At 70.6% G+C, this 19,698-nt stretch carries 15 protein-coding genes; 12 read left to right on the forward strand and 3 right to left on the reverse strand.

What is annotated here, in order from left to right; all coding sequences use genetic code 11:
* The gene (gene cmdF, locus JYK18_RS19055; protein ID WP_307795952.1) at nt 1–1,611 is read left to right on the forward strand and encodes a tyrosine 2,3-aminomutase; all 1,611 of its coding nucleotides are present in this window, start codon (nt 1–3) and stop codon (nt 1,609–1,611) included.
* A gap of 23 nt (nt 1,612–1,634) precedes the next feature.
* Nucleotides 1,635–3,197 (forward strand): 4-hydroxyphenylacetate 3-hydroxylase family protein, encoded by a 1,563-nt coding sequence (locus JYK18_RS19060; RefSeq protein WP_206803316.1) that lies wholly within the window; start codon nt 1,635–1,637, stop codon nt 3,195–3,197.
* Between the two features lie 265 nt (nt 3,198–3,462).
* Here the strand turns inward: JYK18_RS19060 and JYK18_RS19065 are convergent, their stop codons facing one another.
* On the reverse strand, nt 3,463–3,879 hold the full coding sequence (locus tag JYK18_RS19065; RefSeq protein ID WP_206803317.1) for an SgcJ/EcaC family oxidoreductase: 417 nt from the start codon (nt 3,877–3,879) through the stop codon (nt 3,463–3,465).
* Nucleotides 3,880–3,898: 19 nt separating this feature from the next.
* Nucleotides 3,899–5,080, reverse strand: a complete 1,182-nt coding sequence (locus JYK18_RS19070; RefSeq protein ID WP_206803318.1) for an acyl-CoA dehydrogenase family protein — start codon at nt 5,078–5,080, stop codon at nt 3,899–3,901.
* Between the two features lie 189 nt (nt 5,081–5,269).
* Here JYK18_RS19070 and JYK18_RS19075 point away from each other — a divergent pair, with 189 nt between their 5' ends.
* From JYK18_RS19075 to JYK18_RS19085, 3 genes are read left to right on the forward strand one after another with little or no spacing between them, the layout of a single operon-like run.
* Complete coding sequence (locus JYK18_RS19075; protein ID WP_206803319.1) at nt 5,270–6,613, forward strand: condensation domain-containing protein; 1,344 nt, start codon at nt 5,270–5,272, stop codon at nt 6,611–6,613.
* A 27-nt stretch (nt 6,614–6,640) separates the two neighbouring features.
* Nucleotides 6,641–6,886, forward strand: a complete 246-nt coding sequence (locus JYK18_RS19080) for a phosphopantetheine-binding protein (protein ID WP_206803320.1) — start codon at nt 6,641–6,643, stop codon at nt 6,884–6,886.
* Nucleotides 6,883–7,719 (forward strand): phytanoyl-CoA dioxygenase family protein, encoded by an 837-nt coding sequence (locus tag JYK18_RS19085; protein WP_206803321.1) that lies wholly within the window; start codon nt 6,883–6,885, stop codon nt 7,717–7,719. Before JYK18_RS19080 ends, JYK18_RS19085 begins: the two co-directional genes overlap by 4 nt.
* A 145-nt stretch (nt 7,720–7,864) precedes the next feature.
* On the opposite strand, the gene JYK18_RS19090 is transcribed toward JYK18_RS19085, so the two are convergent.
* Complete coding sequence (locus JYK18_RS19090; RefSeq protein ID WP_206803322.1) at nt 7,865–9,091, reverse strand: cytochrome P450; 1,227 nt, start codon at nt 9,089–9,091, stop codon at nt 7,865–7,867.
* Nucleotides 9,092–9,499: 408 nt separating this feature from the next.
* Here JYK18_RS19090 and JYK18_RS19095 point away from each other — a divergent pair, with 408 nt between their 5' ends.
* The 7 genes from JYK18_RS19095 to JYK18_RS19125 all read left to right on the forward strand — a co-directional run bounded on the left by JYK18_RS19095 (nt 9,500) and on the right by JYK18_RS19125 (nt 19,686).
* Nucleotides 9,500–15,349 (forward strand): type I polyketide synthase, encoded by a 5,850-nt coding sequence (locus JYK18_RS19095; protein ID WP_206803323.1) that lies wholly within the window; start codon nt 9,500–9,502, stop codon nt 15,347–15,349.
* A gap of 2 nt (nt 15,350–15,351) precedes the next feature.
* Nucleotides 15,352–15,843: a thioesterase family protein gene (locus JYK18_RS19100; RefSeq protein WP_206803324.1), complete on the forward strand. Its 492-nt coding sequence runs from the start codon at nt 15,352–15,354 to the stop codon at nt 15,841–15,843.
* A gap of 137 nt (nt 15,844–15,980) precedes the next feature.
* The gene (locus JYK18_RS19105; RefSeq protein WP_206804334.1) at nt 15,981–16,454 is read left to right on the forward strand and encodes a flavin reductase family protein; all 474 of its coding nucleotides are present in this window, start codon (nt 15,981–15,983) and stop codon (nt 16,452–16,454) included.
* Between the two features lie 13 nt (nt 16,455–16,467).
* Nucleotides 16,468–17,505, forward strand: a complete 1,038-nt coding sequence (locus JYK18_RS19110; RefSeq protein WP_307795953.1) for an NAD-dependent epimerase/dehydratase family protein — start codon at nt 16,468–16,470, stop codon at nt 17,503–17,505.
* A complete protein-coding gene (locus JYK18_RS19115; RefSeq protein ID WP_242579268.1) occupies nt 17,502–17,741 on the forward strand; it encodes a DUF6222 family protein in 240 nt (79 codons plus the stop codon). The genes JYK18_RS19110 and JYK18_RS19115 overlap by 4 nt, the downstream gene beginning before the upstream one ends.
* A 212-nt stretch (nt 17,742–17,953) precedes the next feature.
* Nucleotides 17,954–19,486 (forward strand): acyl-CoA carboxylase subunit beta, encoded by a 1,533-nt coding sequence (locus tag JYK18_RS19120; protein WP_206804337.1) that lies wholly within the window; start codon nt 17,954–17,956, stop codon nt 19,484–19,486.
* Nucleotides 19,483–19,686, forward strand: a complete 204-nt coding sequence (locus tag JYK18_RS19125) for an acyl-CoA carboxylase subunit epsilon (RefSeq protein WP_206803325.1) — start codon at nt 19,483–19,485, stop codon at nt 19,684–19,686. Before JYK18_RS19120 ends, JYK18_RS19125 begins: the two co-directional genes overlap by 4 nt.
* Nucleotides 19,687–19,698: the final 12 nt, after the last annotated feature.

The following is a 19,698-nucleotide window of genomic DNA, read 5'->3' on the forward strand; positions in this document are numbered from 1 at the left end:
GTGACTGATTCTGTGGTCGATGCCGAGATGCCGGTTACCTTCGACGGCGAAAGCCTCGACATCGCCGGTGTCCGCCGGGTCGCCGCGCGCGAGGTGAAGTGCACGGTGGCGCCGGAGTCCATGGCCAAGGCCGCGACCAGTCGCAAGATCTTCGAGGAGACGGTCAACCAGGGCGCGCCGGTGTACGGGGTCACCACCGGCTACGGCGAGATGATCTACATGCAGGTGGACGTCTCGAAGGAGGTGGAGCTGCAGACCAACCTGGTGCGCAGCCACAGCTCCGGGGTGGGCCCGCTGTTCTCCGAGGAGGAGTCGCGCGCGATGCTCGCCGCCCGGCTCAACGCGCTGGCGAAGGGCTACTCCGCGGTGCGGCCCGAGTTGCTCGACCGGCTCGCGCTGTACCTGAACCTCGGCATCACCCCGGCCATCCCGGAGATCGGCTCGCTGGGTGCCTCCGGTGACCTCGCGCCGCTCTCGCACATCGCGATCACCCTGATCGGCGAGGGCTACCTGCTCAAGGACGGCCAGCGGGTGGAGACCGGCCCGGTGCTCCGGGCGCACGGCATCAAGCCGCTCGAACTGCGGTTCAAAGAGGGCCTGGCGATGATCAACGGCACCTCGGCGATGACCGGGCTCGGCTCGCTGGTGGTCGGCCGCGCGCTGGACCAGGTGCGGCAGGCGGAGATCGTCACCGCGCTGGTGCTGGAGACCCTGCAGGCCTCCACCAGCCCGTTCCTGGCCGAGGGCCACGACATCGCGCGCCCGCACCGCGGCCAGATCGACACCGCGTTCAACATGCGCGCGCTGATGGAGGGCACCGCGCTCGCGCTGGAGCACGCCGAACTGCGCCGCCAGGCCGAGGCCGCCCGCGACGAGACCGGTGTCACCAAGACCGAGGTGTACCTGCAGAAGGCGTACACGCTGCGCGCCATCCCGCAGGTGGTCGGCGCGGTCCGCGACACGATCTACCACGCCCAGGAGAAGCTGACCACCGAGCTGAACTCCAGCAACGACAACCCGTTGTTCTTCGAGGGCCAGGAGATCTTCCACGGGGCGAACTTCCACGGCCAGCCGATCGCCTTCGCGCTGGACTTCGTCAACCTGGGCCTGACCCAGCTGGGCGTGTTCTCCGAGCGGCGCACGAACCGGCTGCTCAACCGCTACCTCAGCGAGGGCCTGCCCGAGTTCCTCGTGGCCGGTGACCCGGGCCTGAACAGCGGTTTCGCCGGCGCGCAGTACCCGGCCACCGCGCTGGTCGCGGAGAACCGGACGATCGGCCCGGCCAGCATCCAGAGCGTGCCGTCCAACGGCGACAACCAGGACGTGGTCAGCATGGGCCTGATCGCCGCCCGCAACGCGCGCAAGGTCTCCGGCAACGTCAACTACATCCTGGCCGTGGAGTTCCTGGCCGCGGCGCAGGCGGTGGACCTGTCCGGGCGCTACGAAGGGCTGAGCCCGGTCTCCAAGGCGACCTACGACATGGTGCGCTCGCTGGTGCCCACGCTGGACCGCGACCGCTTCATGAGCGACGACATCGAGGCCGTGGCCGCGGCCATCTCGCGCGGCGAGTTCCTCGACGCGGCGCGGCAAAGCGGCGTCGAACTGCGCTGAGCGAATCCACAAGGGAGAGTCCGATGACGGACGAGCAGAACGGGGTGCGGAAGACGCGCCCGTTCACCGGTGACGAGTACGTCGAAAGCCTGAAGGACGACCGGGAGATCTACATCTACGGCGACCGGGTCAAGGATGTGACCACGCACCCGGCGTTCCGCAACCCGATCCGGATGACCGCGCGGCTCTACGACGCGCTGCACGACCCCGCCCAGCGGGACGTGCTCACCGCGCCGACCGACACCGGGTCCGACGGGTACACCCACCGGTTCTTCACCACCCCGCACAGCGCCGAGGACCTGGTCGCCGACCAGCAGGCGATCGCGGCTTGGTCGAGGCTGAGCTACGGCTGGATGGGCCGCAGCCCCGACTACAAGGCGTCGTTCCTGGGCACCCTCGGGGCGAACGCGGACTTCTACGCGCCGTTCGAGGACAACGCGCGGCGGTGGTACCGGGAGTCGCAGGAGAAGGTGCTCTACTGGAACCACGCCATCGTGCACCCGCCGGTGGACCGGAACCGGCCACCGGACGAGGTCGAGGACGTCTTCATCCACGTGGAGAAGGAGACCGACTCGGGCCTGGTGGTCAGCGGGGCGAAGGTGGTGGCCACCGGGTCGGCGCTGACGCACTACAACTTCATCGCCCACTACGGCCTGCCGATCAAGAAGAAGGAGTTCGCGCTGGTCGCCACGGTGCCGATGGGCGCACCGGGCATGAAGCTGATCTGCCGCCCGTCCTACACGGCCACCTCGGCCGTGATGGGCAGCCCGTTCGACCACCCGCTGTCGTCCAGGTTGGACGAGAACGACACCATCCTGGTGCTGGACAAGGTGCTGATCCCGTGGGAGAACGTGTTCATCTACGGGCACATCGGGAAGGTCCAGCTGTTCACCGGGCGGTCCGGTTTCCCCGAGCGCTTCACCTTCCACGGCTGCACGCGGCTGGCGGTGAAGCTGGAGTTCATCGCCGGCCTGCTGGCGAAGGCGCTGGAGATCACCGGCACCAAGGACTTCCGCGGGGTGCAGAGCAGGCTGGGCGAGGTTCTCGCCTGGCGCAACCTGTTCTGGGGCCTGTCGGATGCCTCGGCCCGCAACCCGGTGGCGTGGAAGAACGGTGCCGTGCTGCCCAACCCGGCGTACGGCCAGGCGTACCGGTGGTTCATGCAGATCGGGTACCCGCGGGTGCGCGAGATCGTGATGCAGGACGTGGCCAGCGGCTTGATCTACTCGAACTCGAGCGCCGAGGACTTCGCGAACCCGGAGATCCGGCCGTACCTGGACAAGTACGTCCGCGGTTCGGAGGGCGTGGATTCGGTCGAGCGGATGAAGGTGATGAAGCTCCTGTGGGACGCCGTCGGCACCGAGTTCGGCGGGCGGCACGAGCTGTACGAGCGCAACTACGCGGGGAACCACGAGAACACCCGGGTGGAACTGCTCAACGCGCAGCTGGCCAGCGGTGAGGTCGAGGGTTACAAGGCCTTCGTCGACCAGTGCATGTCGGAGTACGACCTGAACGGCTGGACGGTCCCCGACCTCTCCTCGTTCAACGACCTCCGCCAATTCCGAGGCAACATCCTGAACGGCTAGCACCACAACAACAAGGGCTCCCGAGGCAACCCCCTCGGGAGCCCTTTTTTTCAGGCCCACGCACCGGCAGCCGGCCGCAATCCGGCACCAAACCGGCGGCCGGCAACGAAACGGGACCAACCACCCCAACCTGACCTCCCCCATCCCGGTCCCCAGCCAAAAACACGGCGAAGGCCCCCAAGTCAAGGCATCTTTCCCGCCTTGACTTGGGGGCCTTCGCCGTAGTCACACTAAAAGACCGGGTTGGGGGCCCCGATCACCCGCACTACCCCCGCGGGCTGTTCTGATACGCGGCCAGCTTCCACTGGCCCTCCTCCTTCACCACGACCCACGACGCGCGGATCGCACGCTCGTCCGAAACCTCCGTCTCGGACCCGTGCATCACCCCGCCCTGCGTGATGAGGACACCAGCCTCCGCGCTGAAGAACTCGATGCTGATCGGCTGCCCGGTGACCCGGGTGCCCTTGTACGGCCCCGAGAACGCGCCGGCCATGAACGCGCGGATCTCGTCCTTGCTCTTGCGGAACAGCCCCGGCAGGATCATCGTGCCGTTCTCGGTGAACACGTCGGCGAAGGCGTCGGCGTCGTGCGCGGCCCAGGCCGCGATGATGCGCTGGGGGATGTGCGCGACGGCGGCCTGGTCCCCGGCGGACGGGGTGGTCCGGACTGCGGCAGTGGTCATCTCCGGTGTCTCCCTCGGCTCAGATGTACAGGGTGTTCGGCTCGAGCCCGCACAGGACCCGCCCGTACAGCTCGTTGTTGGTGTTGGGGTGCATCAGCGCGTGCAGGTTGACCGCCTGGATGTCCCGCGAGATCCGCTGGATCGGCACGTCGCTGTAGATCGACGAACCACCGCTGGCGGTGGCGAAGATGTCCACCGCCTCCTTGGCCAGCTTGACCACGGCGCCCATGTCGGCGCGGGCCTGGGCGCGCTCCTCGAGCTTCCACTCGGCGCCCTGCTCGCCCTTGCCGTCCACCAGCGACGTCAGCCGCTGGGCGTGGAAGCCGATCTGATCGACCTTCAGCGTGCCCTCGGCCGCCTGGAAGTGGGTGATCGGCGCCTCGGCCTGGTTCTCGTAGGCGGTGTAGGTGATCTTCCGCTTGCCGACGCGCTCGAAGAACGCCTCCTTCGCGGCCTGCGCGACACCGACCACGGTGCCGATCGAGGACGCGGACGCCACCGGCAGCAGCGCGTTGCGGTAGATCGGCGAGTTCGCGTTCAGCTGCGACGCGTACTGGCCCTGCAGCACCAGCGGCAGCGGGATGACCCGGGCCGAGGGCACGAAGAGGTCCTGCGCCACGGTGCTGACGCTGCCGGTGCCCTTGAGGCCCGAGGTGTGCCAGTCGTCGACGATGGTCAGCTCGGACATCGGCACCAGCGCCATCACCGGCACCGGCTGCTGGTCGGGCGCGATCAGCACGGCGATGATCTCCTGCCAGTGCGCGTGGTGCGCACCGCTGATGAAGCTCCACTTGCCGTTGACCACGATGCCGCCGTCGACCGGTGCGGCCATCGCGGACGGGCTGAGCGTGCCGCAGATGCGCACGTCAGGAGTGGAGAACACCTCGTCCTGGACCTCGTCCGGGAAGGTGCAGGCCATCCAGGTGGGGATCCAGTAGACGGACGCGGTCCACGAGGTGGAGGCGTCGGCGCGGCCGAGCTCGGTGGCCACGTCGACCAGGGTGCGCGTGTCGGCTTCGTAGCCGCCGTAGCGCTTCGGCACGCGGAGCTTGAACACGCCGGCGTCGGCCAGCGCCTCGATCGACTCGTCGTGGATGCGCCGGTTCTCCTCGGCCCAGGCCGCGTGCTTCTTGATCAGCGGCGAAAGCTCGGACGCGCGACGAACAAGTTGCTCCCGCGTCGGAAGATCGATCGTCGTCATCAGTATTTCCTCCTAGAAAAAAATTGGCCGAGAATCACCCGACAATCCTCCCGATGGTCGCATTCCCAGCGGCGAGCGGAGTCTTCTCGATTGCCGCACCGGCCAGGCAATTCGGGAGAAGCGCGGCCGGTTCGCGGCTCGATACGATCCGATTCCGCCGGATGAATCACCAGAAGGGTGCGGGAGAACATGAGCACTGCACAGGACCGGATCCCGCTGTCGCTCAACCAGGAGTTCCTGTGCATGTGGGACCAGGGCGACGAGGCGGGGCCGTTCGGCCCGAAGTACAACATCATCTTCGGCGTGCGGATCGACGGCACCGTCGACGAGGGCGTGCTCCAGTCCGCTTTGGACGATGTGGTGGAGCGCCACGAAGCCCTGCGCACGCTGATCATCCGCGATGAGAAGTACCAGAAGGTGCTGCCGCCGAGCCGGGTCCCGCTGACCGTGCGCGAGCTGGGCGACCTCCCGGTGGGTGACCGCCAGCTGCGCGCCGAGCAGTTCATCGGCGAGATCGAGTCGGGTTCGTACGGCGCGGTGGAACTGCCGCTGATCCGGGCGTTCCTCGGCCGGTTCGACGCGACCGACGCGGTGCTCGTGCTGATCGTGCACCACACCGCGGCCGACGAGTGGTCGATGCCGCTGATCATGCGCGACCTCGCCGCGCTCTACGCCGGCCGGCTGGAGAACCGCCCGCACGGGCTGCCCGAAGCCCGCCAGTACCCCGAGTACTCGGTGTGGGAGAAGGAGAAGCTGACCTCCGAGTCGGCCGCGAAGTCGCGCGAGTTCTGGGCCAAGGAACTGGAAGGCGCCCAGATCCTGCCGCTGAAGACGCACTTCGCGCGCTCGGAAGGCCGGGACAAGACCACCTCCTGGCACCGGTTCTCCATCGCCGAGGACCTCGGCGCGGCGCTGCTGAGCACCGCGAAGGCCACCCGCAGCTCGCCGTTCATGGTGCTGCTCGCGGCGTACAACGCCTTCCTGCACAAGCTGACCGGCGAAACCGACGTGGTGGTGATGACCTTCACCTCCGGTCGTGGCGAGGCCGCCTTCCACGACACCGTCGGCGCCTTCTTCAACTACCTCCCGCTGCGCACCGACCTCAGCGGCTGCGAGACCTTCGCCGACGTGGTGAGCCGGACCCGGCGCACCTGCCTGCGCGCCTACGCGCAGGACATCCCGTTCGGCGAGATCGCCGGCCAGGCCCCGCAGCTGATGGGGCCGGGCATGGCCGACGACGGCGCGCCGTGCGCGTTCCAGGTGTTCCGCTCGCCGTTCGCCGCGGCCGGTGACGCGGGCGGGTTCACCTACACCGAAATCCGCCGCCGCCTGCTGCCCCAGGCCGCGGGCGGCGACATCCCGGACGGCTCGATGTGGCACATCGACATGGAGTTCGAGGGCGAGATGGCAGGCACCCTCGGCTTCAACACCAATCTGTACGACGCGGACGGCATGCGTGAGCTGGCCGCGAACTTCCTCGGCACGCTGAAGAACACCGTCGGCGCGCCGGACACCCCGCTGGACCAGATCTAGCCGACGAACAACCGGAGGATGGGCGAGATGACGAGCAACCTGGACCTCGAGCAGGCGGTCGGGAAGATCTGGAAGGAGGTGCTGAGCGTGCCGGACGGCAAGGGCGAGGCCACCTTCTTCGACCTCAACGGCGACTCGATCACCGCGGTGCGCCTGGTTTCCCGGATCGAGGACGAGATCGGCGTGGAGATCGAGGTCGGTGACATCTTCGAGGAGGACCCCTCACTGGCCGTGCTGGTCAAGGACGTGGCGGCGAAGGCGGCGGCCCGGTGAGCGGACTGGTCCGCGTCCGGTCCGGCCACAGCCTCGACGAGGTCGAAGAGATCCTCGAGCGTGATGGTGCGATCGTCGTCGAGGACTTCGCCGACGACATCACGCGTGAGGCGCTGCTGGCCGACTTCCGGCCGGCGCTGGAGGCACAGGGGTACGGCGAGGACTGGTACAACGGCACGCGCACCCGCCGGGTGTCCTCGCTGTTCGGGCGCACCAAGGAACTGACGCCGATCGTGACGCACCCGCTGTACCTCGGGGCGGCGCGGCGGATCATGCAGAAGCCGGTGCCGATCTGGCTGGGCCGGTCGCGCGTGGAGATGACGCCGACCATCCAGATCAGCGGTACGCAGTTGATCGAGATCCACCCGGGGCAGGGCAAGCAGCCGCTGCACCGCGACGACGCGCTGCACCTGCGGCGGCACCCCGGCCCGACCAGCCGGGTGCAGATCATGGTGGCGCTGAGCGAGTTCACCGCGGAGAACGGTGGCACGCTGGTGATCCCGGGGAGCCACCACTGGGACGACGAGCGGGCCCCGCTGGCGAGCGAGGCCATCCCGACGGAAATGGCGCCCGGTGGGGCGTTGATCTGGCTGGGCGGCGTCTACCACGGCGGCGGGAAGAACGTGGCCGAGACTCCGCGTACCGGGATGACCATCGCGCTGGACCTCGGGAACCTCCGGCAGGAGGAGAACCAGTACCTCGCCGTGCCGCGGGAGATGGTCCTCGCCTACCCGGAGGAGGTGCGGCGGCTGCTGGGGTACGACCGGTGCCCGCCGGGGCTGGGCTGGTACGAGATGGAGGACCCGTACGAGCTGCTCACCGCGGAAGACTGAACACCGACCACGAAGGCCCCCGCGCACGGGATGCGCGGGGGCCTTCGTGGTGCCTTCCTGCCTATGTGGGTGAAAAGACGAGTGCTGTGAATGTGGCTTTCACTGCGGAATCCGCAGTGAAAGCCACATTCACAGCATGGGGCCGTCAGGCCGGCTTCAGGATCACCGGGAGGGAGCGGTGGCCGTTCATGATGAAGGTGGGCAGCGGCTGCAGCTCCTCGCGCGGCACCGCCAGGTCCAGCTCGGGGAAGCGGGCGAACAAAGTGGACAGGCCGATGGTGGCGACCGCCCTGGCGATACCGGCGCCGAGGCAGAAGTGCGGGCCGAGGCCGAACGACAGGTGGTCCTTGTCCTCACGGGTGATGTCGAAGACGTCGGCGCTGTCGCCGTGCACCGCGGGGTCGCGGCCGATGGCGCTGTAGTTCACCAGGAGCGCGTCGCCCTTGGGGATGGTGACGCCGTCCAGCTCGATGTCCTCCACGGCGTAGCGCAGCGGCAGGTGCGCCAGGGGCGACTCCACGCGCAGCGTCTCGTCGATCACCGCGTCCCAGTCCAGCTGACCGCTGGTGACCAGGTCGAGCTGGTCCCGGTGGGTCAGCAGCGCGGTGATCGCGTTGTCGAAGAAGTTGATCGTGGTCTCCGAACCGGCACCGAGGATGGCGAAGATGGTGTCGGTCAGCTCGTCCTCGGACAGGCGCGTGCCGTCCTCGTCGCGGGAGGCGATCAGGTCGCTGGTGATGTCCTCGCCGGGGTTCGCGCGCTTCTCCGCGATCAGCTCGGCCATCGCGCCGCGCCAGCCGCCGAGGATGGCCTGGGCCTGCTCCGGGGTGACGGTGGTGTCCACCATCATGTCGATCACCTTGGCGGTGCTCTGCCGCGCCGCCTCGCCCATCCCGATCAGGTCGGCGACCAGCATCGCGGGCAGCGGGTAGGCGAACGCCTCGCGCAGGTCGACCTGCTGGCCGGCGGGCACCTGCTCCAGCGCGCCGATCAGCATCTCGGTCAGCTCGTGGATGCGCGGCTTGATCGCCTCGGTGCGGCGGCGGGTGAACGCCTTGCCGACCAGGCGGCGCAGGCGCACGTGGTCCTTGCCGTAGGCGGTCACCATGTTGTCCATGGCGATCCAGCTGATCATCTCCCAGTCACGCGGGATCTCGCCGTTGATGAAGGCGGGCCAGTGGTTGCGCGCGCTCTTGGTCACCCGCGAATCGGTCAGCACCTTCTTGATCTCGGCGTAGCTGTTCAGCGACCACACGACCACGCCGCCGGGCAGCTCCACCTGGACCGCCGCGCCCTGCTTGCGCAGGCCGTCGGCTTCGCCGTGGATGTCCCGGCCGGTGGTGTCGAGGGCGTAGGGGCAGCGTTTCTCCATCTGATCTCTCCCGGATTCGTGCCAAAGGCCACCGGAAAGCCGGCGGGGCTACACACGGCGGATGCTACGGACGGAAAACGCACTGGTGAAGGCCCATTCGCGGCATTCGGAGCAAGGCGGCAATCGAGAAGAGGGACAATTCTCCGGAATTGCCGCGGAATGCTCGCGAGATTGACCACCGGCACCGCCCGGTGATTCACTCGCGGTTCGCGTGAGCGATGACCGGCGGGCGCGTGAGGAACCCATAGCGCGAGCGGGAAGAAGTTCGCTCGAGTACCGCTGACCTGCGCGAAGGCCCCGTGGCGCTGGGCACAATGGGAGAAGACGCCGCCGAAGCCGCGCTGCATGCTGGAACCCGATCGTGTGAACCTCGCGGTGAGACGAAAAAGGACTGATGGGGAGTGCGGCGTGAGTGTTGAGCGGATTTCGATTGTCGGCATCGGTCTCAGCTACCCCGACGCCAGTTCTCCGGACGAGCTCTGGGAGAACGTGCTGGCGGGGCGGCGAGCATTCCGCCGGCTACCCGACGAGCGGATGAACCGCGAGGACTACTACTCGCCGGACCCCGAAGCGCCGGACCGGTTCTACGCGGAGAAGGCCGCGGTGCTGCGGGACTTCGAGTTCGACCGGGTCAAGTACAAGGTCGCGGGCAGCACCTTCCGCACCACCGACATGACGCACTGGCTGGCGCTGGACGTGGCCGCCAGGGCGCTGGCCGACGCGGGCTTCCCCGAGGGCGAGGGCCTGCCCAAGCTGAGCACCGGCGTGGTGCTGGGCAACAGCCTCACCGGTGAGTTCTCCCGGGCGAACATCATGCGCCTGCGGTGGCCCTACGTCCGCCGCACGGTCGCCGCCGCGCTGGCCGAGAAGGGCTGGGGCGAGGAGGACATCGCCACCTTCCTCGGTGAGCTGGAGGTCCAGTACAAGGCGCCGTTCCCGGAGATCAACGAGGACACCCTGGCCGGTGGCCTGGCCAACACCATCGCCGGCCGCATCTGCAACTACTTCGACCTCGGCGGCGGCGGGTTCACCGTGGACGGTGCCTGCTCCTCCTCGCTGCTGTCCATCGTGACCGCGGCCAACGCGCTCGTCGAGCACGACGTGGACGTGGCGCTCGCCGGCGGTGTCGACCTCTCGATCGACCCGTTCGAGGTGATCGGCTTCGCCAAGACCGGCGCGCTGGCCACCGGCGAGATGAAGGTCTACGACGCCGACTCCAACGGGTTCTGGCCCGGCGAGGGCTCCGGCATGGTCGTGCTGATGCGCGAGGAGGACGCGATCGCCCGCGGCGCCCGCATCTACGCGACCCTGGCGGGCTGGGGCGTTTCCTCCGACGGCAAGGGCGGCATCACCCGGCCCGAGGCCGCCGGGCACCGCCTCGCCCTGACCCGCGCGTACAACCGCGCCGGGTACGGCGTCGAGAGCGTGTCCTACTTCGAAGGCCACGGCACCGGCACCGCGCTCGGTGACGAGACCGAGATCATCGCGCTGTCCGGCGCCCGCCGCGACGCCGCCCCGGACGCGGAGAAGGCAGCGCTCGGCACCATCAAGGGCAACTTCGGCCACACCAAGGCCGCGGCCGGGATCGCCGGGCTGATCAAGGCGACGCTGGCGGTCTACCACCAGGTGATCCCGCCGGGCACCGGGCAGAACGAGCCGCACCCGCTGCTCACCGCCGACGACGCCACCATGTACGTGCCGCGCGAAGCCGGGCTTTTCCCGGCGGGCAAGGAAATCCGCGCCGGTGTCTCGGCGATGGGCTTCGGTGGCATCAACTCCCACGTCACCGTCGAGCAGGGTCCGGACGTCGAGCGCCGCGAGGACCTCGACGAGCGCACCCGCGCGCTGGTCACCGGCCGCCAGGACGCCGAGCTGCTGCTGCTCGACGCCGAGGACCTGACCCAGCTGCGCGACCGCGTCGCCGAACTGGTCTCCGTCGCCGCGAAGCTGTCCATGGCCGAGCTGACCGACCTGGCGGGCACGCTCGCCGGTGAGCTCTCCGGTGGTGCCGCCCGCGCCGCGATCGTCGCCACCAACCCCGAGGACGCCGCGCGCAAGCTCGACCGGCTGCGCGGCCGCCTCGACGGTGGCGAGAGCAGCGTCTTCAGCGCGTCGGAGGGCATCTACGCGGGCAACCGCAACGCCACCCCGAAGATCGCCTACCTGTTCCCCGGCCAGGGTTCCGGCCGCGGCGCGGTCGGCGCGATCCGCCGCCGCTTCACCGCGGCCGAGGAGATCTTCACCCAGGCCGGGCTGCCCACCGACGGCGATCAGGTGGCCACCGAGGTGGCCCAGCCCCGGATCGTCACCGGCTCGCTGGCCGCGCTGCGTGTGCTGCGCGGGCTCGGCATCGAGGCGGACACCGCGGTCGGGCACAGCCTCGGCGAGCTGACCGCCCTGCACTGGGGCGGCGCGATGGACGAGCAGCAGGTGCTGCGCCTGGCCGGGATCCGCGGCAAGGTGATGGCCTCGGCCAGCGACGGCGGCGGGGCGATGGCCGGTCTGCAGGCCGAGCCCAACCAGGCCGAGCGCTTCGCCGAGGGCGAGGACGTGGTCATCGCCGGGTACAACGCCCCGCGCCAGACCGTCCTTTCCGGACCGGCCGACGCGATCGACCGGGTCTGCGAGAAGGCCCGCGCCCAGGGCGTCACCGCCACCCGCATCAACGTTTCGCACGCCTTCCACTCGCCGCTGGTCGAACCGGCCGCGGTGGCGATGACCGAGCAGCTCGAGGGCATCGGCTTCGAGCGGCTCACCCGCCCGGTGATCTCCACGGTGACCGGCGACGTGCTGCACGCCGCGGAGAACCTGGCCGAACTGCTGCGCGACCAGATCGTGCAGCCGGTCCGCTTCCGCGAGGCGGCCGCGAAGGCCGCCGAGCGCAGCGACCTGGTGGTCGAGGTCGGCCCCGGCCGTGTCCTTTCCGGACTGTTCAGCGAGATCGCGCCGGACACCCCGGTGCTCTCGGTGGACACCGACAGCGGCTCGCTCTCCGCGGTGCTCGGCGTGGCCGGTGCGGCCTTCGCGCTCGGCGCGGCGCTGGACACCGCGGCGCTGTTCGCCGGTCGCGCGGTCCGGCCGCTGCCGCTGGACGGCGAGATGTCCTTCCTGGAAAGCCCCTGCGAGGCCGCGCCCTCGATCGACCTGGAACTGCTCCGCAGCCAGCAGAGCGCCGAGGCCAAGGCGACCGCCGCCGCGCAGGCCGCTTCCGCCACCGAGACCGACCCGGCCAGCAGCACCCTCGACCTGCTGCGCAAGCTCGCGGCCGAGCGGGTGGAGCTGCCGCTGGAGACGGTCACCGCGGACACGCACCCGCTGGACGACCTGCACCTGTCCTCGATCACCGTCGGCCAGATCGTCAACGACGTGACCCGCGCGCTCGGCCGCCCGCCGCTGGAGGGCATGCCGAACTTCGCCACCGTCTGCCTCGGCGAGCTGGCCGAGATGATCGACGAGCTGGCCGAGACCGCGCAGCGCTCGGACACCGACGCGCCGAAGGGCGAGGTCCCCGGGGTGGCGCCGTGGGTGCGGCCGTTCGCGGTCCAGTACGTGCGGGCCCCGCGCCCCTTCGCCGACATCGGCTCGGGCGGCAGCACCGCCGACTGGACGGTGTACTCGACGGAGGACCACCCGCTGGCCGAGCCGCTGCGGTCGGCGCTGGCCGCCGCGGGCATCGGTGACGGGGTGCTGCTCTGCCTGCCGCCGGACGCCGACGAAAGCCACGTCGGGCTGTTCCTCGACGCCGGCCGCGCGGTGATGGGCGCGCCGACCGGTACCCGCTTCGTGCTGGTGCAGCAGGGACTCGGCGCCTCCGGCCTGGCCAAGACGCTGCGCCTGGAGGATCCCTCGATCCGCACCACGATCGTCGACCTGCCCGACGCCGCGGCCACCAACCCGCTGGCCGTCGAGGAGGCGATGGGCTTCGTGGTCAGCGAGGTCGCCTCGACCATCGACTTCGCCGAGGCCCGCTACGACGCGGGCGGCAACCGCTGGGTGCCGGTGCTCAAGCCGCTGCCCGCGCCGCCGGAGGACCCCGGCCCGTCGCCGCTGTCCGCCGGGGACGTGCTCCTGGTCACCGGTGGTGGCAAGGGCATCACCGCGGAGAGCGCGCTGGCCATCGCCAAGGAGTCCGGCGCGAAGCTGGCGCTGCTCGGCCGCAGCCTGCCCGAGTCCGACACCGAACTGGCCGAGAACCTGGACCGGATGACCGCGGCGGGCATCGACTTCCGCTACGAGTCGGCCGACGTCACCTCGGCCGAGCAGATCAAGGACGCGGTCGAGAAGATGCAGGCCGAACTCGGTGCGGTCACGGCGATCCTGCACGGCGCCGGGCGCAACGAGCCGAGCGCGTTGTTCAGCCTCACCGAGGACACCTTCCGCAAGACGCTCTCGCCGAAGATCGACGGCCTCCGCGCGGTGCTCGCCGCGGTGGACGAGGACAAGATCAAGCTGCTGGTCACCTTCGGCAGCATCATCGGCCGCGCCGGTCTCCGCGGTGAGGCGCACTACGCCACCGCGAACGACTGGATGACCGAGCTGACCCTGCGCTTCGGCCGGGAACACCCGAACGCCAAGGTGCTCGCGCTGGAGTGGTCGGTCTGGTCCGGGGCCGGCATGGGCGAGAAGCTCGGCGTGGTCGGCGCTCTGATGCGCGACGGCATCACGCCGATCCCCACCGAGAACGGCATCGAGATGCTGCGCCAGGTGCTGGCCGACCCGGACTCGCCGCCGGTGCTGGTGGTCTGCGGGCGGACCGGTGGCCTGGCCACCCTGCCGGTGGAGCGCCAGGAACTGCCGCTGACCCGGTTCGTCGACCGCGCGGTGGTGCACTACCCGGGCGTCGAGCTGATCACCGAGGCCGACCTGTCCGCGGGCAGCGACCCGTACCTGGCCGACCACCTGCTCGACGGCGACCTGCTCTTCCCCGCGGTGATCGGCATGGAGGCGATGACCCAGGTGGCCGCCGCGGTCACCGGGCAGAACGGCCCGCCGGTGCTGGAGAACGTCGAGTTCCTGCGGCCGATCGTGGTCTCGCCGGGCGGCTCGACCACCATCCGGCTGGCCGCGCTGGCTCGCAGCGGCGAGGCGGTCGACGTGGTGATCCGCAGTGAGGACACCGGGTTCAGCGCCGACCACTTCCGGGCCCGCCTGCGCTTCCCGCGGCCGGACCTGGGTGCCCAGCCGGGTGCCTTCGCCGACCTGAACAACCCGCTGCCGCCGGTCCCGGTCGACCCGGTGACCGAGCTCTACGGCACGGTCCTGTTCCAGGGCAAGCGGTTCCAGAAGCTGACCGGTTACCGGCGGGCGAGCGCCCGGCACGCGGTGGCCGAGGTGTCCACCGACAGCGGCCACTCGTGGTTCGCGCCCTTCCTGCCGCAGCAGAAGCTGCTGGCCGACCCGGGCACCCGCGACACGATGATGCACGCGATCCAGTGCTGCGTCCCGGACGCGACGCTGCTGCCGCAGGGCATCGAGCGGCTGTTCCTGGCCGACCCGGCCGACCAGGACGTGGAGTACGTGGTGCTCGACGCCCGCGAGCGGTCGCAGGACGGCGACACCTACGTCTACGACCTCGACATCCGCGAGCCGGGTGGCGATCTGGTGGAGCGGTGGGAAGGGCTGTCGCTGCGGGCGGTCCGCAAGCGCGACGGGGCGGGCCCGTGGACGCCGTCGATGCTGGGTTCCTACCTCGAGCGGGCGTGTGAGCGCGTGCTCGGCGGCACCCGCGCGGTGGTGGTGGAGCCCGATCCCCTCGGCGTGGACGTCGGTGCCACCCCGGAGCGGCGGGCGCAGACCAGGCTGGCGCTGTCCAGGGCGATCGGCCGTCCCGCCGAGGTGCAGTACCGCCCGGACGGCAAGCCGGAGACCGACGGCTTCGAGATCTCCGCTTCGCACAGCTCGCGGCTGACCCTCGCGGTGGCCGGGTTCGGGCAGCTCACCTGCGACGTGGAAACCGTAGTCGAGCGCACCGACGACGACTGGGCCGGCCTGCTCGGCAGTGAACTGCTGGCGGTCCGCGACCTCCTCGCCGCCGAAACCGGCGAGTCCGTGGCGGCGGCGAGCACCCGGGTGTGGAGCGCGCTGGAGTGCATCCGCAAGACCGGCGAGATGACCCAGGCGCTGACCGTGCAGCAGGTGCACCCCGACGGGTGGGCGCTGCTGTCCAGCGGCGAGGCCCGCATCGCGACCTGGGCCACCACGATCGAAGACCGGCCGGACCCCGTGGTCTTCGCGGTACTCGAGGGAGAGGAAAGCTGAGAATGTCGGGCTACTACGAGATCCGCCACACGGTCGGGTTCGAGGAGACCAACCTCGTCGGCAATGTCTACTACGTCAACTACCTGCGCTGGCAGGGGCGGTGCCGCGAGATGTTCCTCAAGGAGAAGGCGCCCGCGGTGCTCGAGGACGTCCGCGACGACCTGAAGCTGTTCACGCTCAAGGTCGAGTGCGAGTTCTTCTCCGAGATCACCGCCTTCGACGAGCTGTCCATCCGGATGCGGCTGGAGGAGCTGACCCAGACCCAGATCCAGTTCAGCTTCGACTACGTCCAGGTCACCGGCGGCCAGGAGAACCTGGTGGCCCGCGGCCGCCAGCGGATCGCCTGCATGCGCGGGCCCAACACGAACACCGTGCCCTCACGGGTGCCGGAGCAGCTGCGCGAGGCGCTCGCGCCGTACGCCGAAGGTCCGAAAGCCGCGGCCGCCGTCAAGGACACTGCCGCAGCGGCGGCGGCCAGGAGCAAGGGGGTCTGACCGTGTCGGAAACCGTGCAGGCAGAGTCAGCGGAGCAGGCCGGCAGGCCCGCTCCGGTGGCGCCGCTGAAATCGCTGTCGGTGCTGCCGTCGCAGCGCCGCAAGCGGTTGTCCACCCCGACCACGCTGCGCGAGGTCATGTCCCAGTTCGCCACCGGGATCACGGTGATCACCGCCGGTGGCGAGCGGGGGCACGGGATGACCGCCAACGCGTTCAGCTCGGTGTCGCTGGATCCGCCGATGGTGCTGTGCTGCGTGTCCCGCGCGGCCAGGATGCACGACGCGATCCTGTCGGCGAAGGCGTTCGCGGTGTCCATCCTGGGCGCCGAGCAGCGGGAGATGGCGCGGTACTTCGCCGACTGGCGGCGGCCGCGCGGGCTGGCCCAGTTCGACGCGGTCGACTGGTTCCCCGGTCCGCACACCGGCTCCCCGCTGCTGTCCGGTTCGCTGGCCTGGGTCGAGTGCAACCTCGCCGAGGTCTACGAAGGCGGGGACCACTCGATCTTCCTCGGCAACGTGGTCAGCTCGAAGCGGGGCACCGGCCCGCACGCCCTGACCTTCTTCGGCGGCGACTACCACCAGGTCGGTCCGGATGTCCGCGCCTCGGCCTAGGTTGCTGGTCACCGTGACGGGTGGCACCGGGTTCGCCGGTGCCCACTCGGTCGCGGCGATCGTCGCCCGCGGGCACCGCGTGCGGCTGCTGGCGCGGGACCCGGCTTCGGCCGGTCCCGCGCTGGAACCGCTGGGCGTGGACCCCGCCGCGGTCGACGTGGTGGCGGGCGACGTCACCGACGAGGCCGCGGTGACCGCCGCGGTCCGCGGTGCCGACGCCGTGCTGCACGCGGCCGCGGTCTACTCCTTCGACAGCCGTCAGCGCGCGGTGATGCGGGCGGTCAACGAACGCGGGACCGAGGTCGTGCTGAGCGCGTCGCGGCGGGCGGGCGTCGGCCGGATCGTGCACGTTTCCAGCGTGGCGGCGTTGTTCCCGTCGAAGGAGCCGCTGGGCCCGGCCTCGCCGGTCGGGACACCGCGCGAGACCTACATGGCGACCAAGGCCGCCGCGGAGGCCGTCGCGCGGCGGCACCAGGCCGAGGGCGTGCCGGTCGTGATCAGCTACCCGCCCGCCATGCTCGGCCCGCACGACCCGAAGCTCGGCGACCAGAACGCCAGGCTGCGCAACGTGTTGCGCGGGCTGATGCCGTTCTGGCCGCGGGGCGGGCTGCCGATGGGCGATGTCCGCGACACCGCCGCACTGCACGCGCTCGTGGTGGAGAACCCCGGCCCCAACCGGGTTTTCGGCCCGGGCCGGGCAGTGTCCACACGCGACTACGTGGCGGCGGTGCGCGCGGTGACCGGCCGCGCGCTGCCCGCCCTGTTCCTGCCGCCCGCCGCGCTGGTGCCGGTCGGCAGGCTGGCCGACCTCGCCCAGCGGGGGTGGCCGTGGCGGATCCCGGCGGAGTACGGCGCGATCTACGCCTGCGCGTGCGACGCGCGGGTCGATCCGGCCGCACCCAGTGCTGGGCTGAGCCCGCGGCCGCTGGCCGCGACCCTGACCGACACGGTGCGGTGGTTGCACCGCACCGGTTTTCTGTCCGATCGGCAGGCTGGCGTGCTCGGCACGCCGGTGCCGATTCCGTTGTTAGCAGGAAGGGCTGTCCGATGAGCGCCGAATCCGTTCCCCAGCCGGCCGAGCCGGAGACCGACCAGCCGATCCCGCTGTTCGGCCGCGCCGAGCCGCCCGCCGCCGCGGCGGACGCGCAGGACGCGCCGGACCCCCGGTGGCTCAGCGGCCCGCCGTACCCCTCGGTGCCGCGCCTCGGCCGCGGGCTGCGCTGGAGCGACCTGGTCGCCCAGATGGAGGCCGACCACGCCGAACGAGAGGCCAGGAGGGCGGCGTGAGCGAGCGGACGGACGCCAACGCCTACGCGTTCGACCGCGGCCCGGCGGCCCCCGCCGGACCCGCGGCGGCCGAGCGCGCCGTGGGGGGTGACGACGTCGTTGTGCCCTTCCCGCGCCACCGCACCGAAGAAGGCAGGCGGGGCCGCGCCCCGGGCGGCGGGCGCCAGCGCTCCGTCCGCGAGCGCGGCCGCGACTACGCCGCGTCGCGCACCATGGACGGCCTGCGCGAGCGGCTCGGCGAACAACGCGCCAAGATCGTCGAAGGGCAGCCGGAGCGCCAGCACAAGCTCGGCAAGCTGACCGCGCGCGAACGGCTCGACCTGCTGCTGGACGAGGACTCGTTCACCGAGGTCGAGCTGTACCGCAGGCACCAGCTGAGCGGGCCGAAGCTGGGGGACAACCGGCCGTTCACCGACGGGGTGGTGGCCGGTTCCGGCACCATCGAGGGCCGCCGGGTCTTCGTCTACTCGCAGGACTTCGCGTTGTTCGGCGGTTCGCTCGGGCAGGCGCACGCGGCGAAGATCCACAAGGTGATGGACCTGGCGCTGGCCACCGGGTCGCCGCTGATCGGGCTGAACGACAGCGGTGGCGCCCGGATCCAGGAGGGCGTCGAGGCGCTGCACGGCTACGGCGGCATCTTCCGCAGGCACGCGGCCGCGTCCGGGGTGATCCCGCAGATCAGCGTGATCCTCGGGCCGTGTGCCGGTGGCGCGGCCTACTCGCCGGCACTGGCCGACTTCACCTTCATGGTCCGCGACACCGCCCGGATGTACCTGACCGGGCCGGATGTGGTCGAGGTGGTCAGCGGCGAACGGGTCAGCCACGACGAACTGGGCGGCGCCGACGTGCACGGCGAGCTGTCCGGCTCGGCCGCCGTGGTGCACGACGACGAGGAGAGCTGCCTCGCCGACGTGCGCTACCTGGTGTCCATGCTGCCGCGCAACAACCTCGAACCGGCACCCCGCACGGTGGGCAGCGGTGCCGGGCAGGAGGTGCGGCCCCGGCTGGCCGAGATCGTGCCGGTGGAGCCCAACCAGCCCTACGACATCCGCGAGGTGATCGCCGAGGTCGTCGACGACGAGGACTTCTTCGAGATCCACGAGCTGTGGGCGCGCAACGTGGTGTGCGCGTTCGGGCGGATCGACGGCGAACTGGTCGGGGTGGTCGGCAACCAGCCGATGGTGCTGGCCGGCGTGCTGGACCGGGAGGCCTCGCAGAAGGCGGCGCGGTTCGTCCGGTTCTGCGACGCGTTCAACATCCCGCTGATCACCCTGGTCGACGTCCCCGGCTTCCTGCCGGGCACCGAGCAGGAGCACAACGGGGTGATCCGGCACGGCGCGAAGCTGCTCTACGCCTACTGCGAGGCGACCGTGCCGCGGATCCAGGTGGTGCTGCGCAAGGCCTACGGCGGCGCGTACATCGTGATGGACTCGCGGTCCATCGGCTGCGACCTGTCGCTGGCCTGGCCGACCAACGAGATCGCCGTGCTCGGCGCCGAGGGCGCGGTCAACGTGCTGTTCCGCAAGGAGCTGGCGGCCGAGACCGACCCGGAGCCGCTGCGCCAGGAGCTGATCGGGGCCTACACCGAGGAGTTCCTCGACCCGGCCTACGCCGCCGAGCGCGGCCTGGTCGACGACGTGATCGATCCGGTGGACACCCGGGCGGCGATCGCCCGCGGGCTGGCCATGCTGCGGGACAAGCGCACCGAGCGACCCCGCCGCAAGCACGGGAACGTGCCGCTGTGACCGGCGAGGAGCCACTGGTGCGGGTGGTCCGCGGTGCGCCCGACGACCACGAGCTGGCCGCGGTCACCGTGGTGCTCGCGGCGTTGCTGGCCGCGGAACCGGCCGCACCGGTGGTTCCCGCGCCCCGGTCCGGCTGGGCCGATCGGTCCCACTCGCTGGGAATTCCGGCCCAGCATGCCCCGGGAGCGTGGAATTCCTAGGGAATCCCTCCC

The sequence above is a fragment of the Amycolatopsis sp. 195334CR genome, from assembly GCF_017309385.1.
Classification (GTDB): domain Bacteria; phylum Actinomycetota; class Actinomycetes; order Mycobacteriales; family Pseudonocardiaceae; genus Amycolatopsis.

Coding starts and splice junctions, on each gene's coding strand:
- JYK18_RS19060 (WP_206803316.1), top strand. CDS start 1,635: ATGACGGACGAGCAGAACGGGGTGCGGAAGACGCGCCCGTTCACCGGT.
- JYK18_RS19065 (WP_206803317.1), bottom strand. CDS start 3,879: ATGACCACTGCCGCAGTCCGGACCACCCCGTCCGCCGGGGACCAGGCC.
- JYK18_RS19070 (WP_206803318.1), bottom strand. CDS start 5,080: ATGACGACGATCGATCTTCCGACGCGGGAGCAACTTGTTCGTCGCGCG.
- JYK18_RS19075 (WP_206803319.1), top strand. CDS start 5,270: ATGAGCACTGCACAGGACCGGATCCCGCTGTCGCTCAACCAGGAGTTC.
- JYK18_RS19080 (WP_206803320.1), top strand. CDS start 6,641: ATGACGAGCAACCTGGACCTCGAGCAGGCGGTCGGGAAGATCTGGAAG.
- JYK18_RS19090 (WP_206803322.1), bottom strand. CDS start 9,091: ATGGAGAAACGCTGCCCCTACGCCCTCGACACCACCGGCCGGGACATC.
- JYK18_RS19100 (WP_206803324.1), top strand. CDS start 15,352: ATGTCGGGCTACTACGAGATCCGCCACACGGTCGGGTTCGAGGAGACC.
- JYK18_RS19105 (WP_206804334.1), top strand. CDS start 15,981: ATGTCCCAGTTCGCCACCGGGATCACGGTGATCACCGCCGGTGGCGAG.
- JYK18_RS19115 (WP_242579268.1), top strand. CDS start 17,502: ATGAGCGCCGAATCCGTTCCCCAGCCGGCCGAGCCGGAGACCGACCAG.
- JYK18_RS19120 (WP_206804337.1), top strand. CDS start 17,954: ATGGACGGCCTGCGCGAGCGGCTCGGCGAACAACGCGCCAAGATCGTC.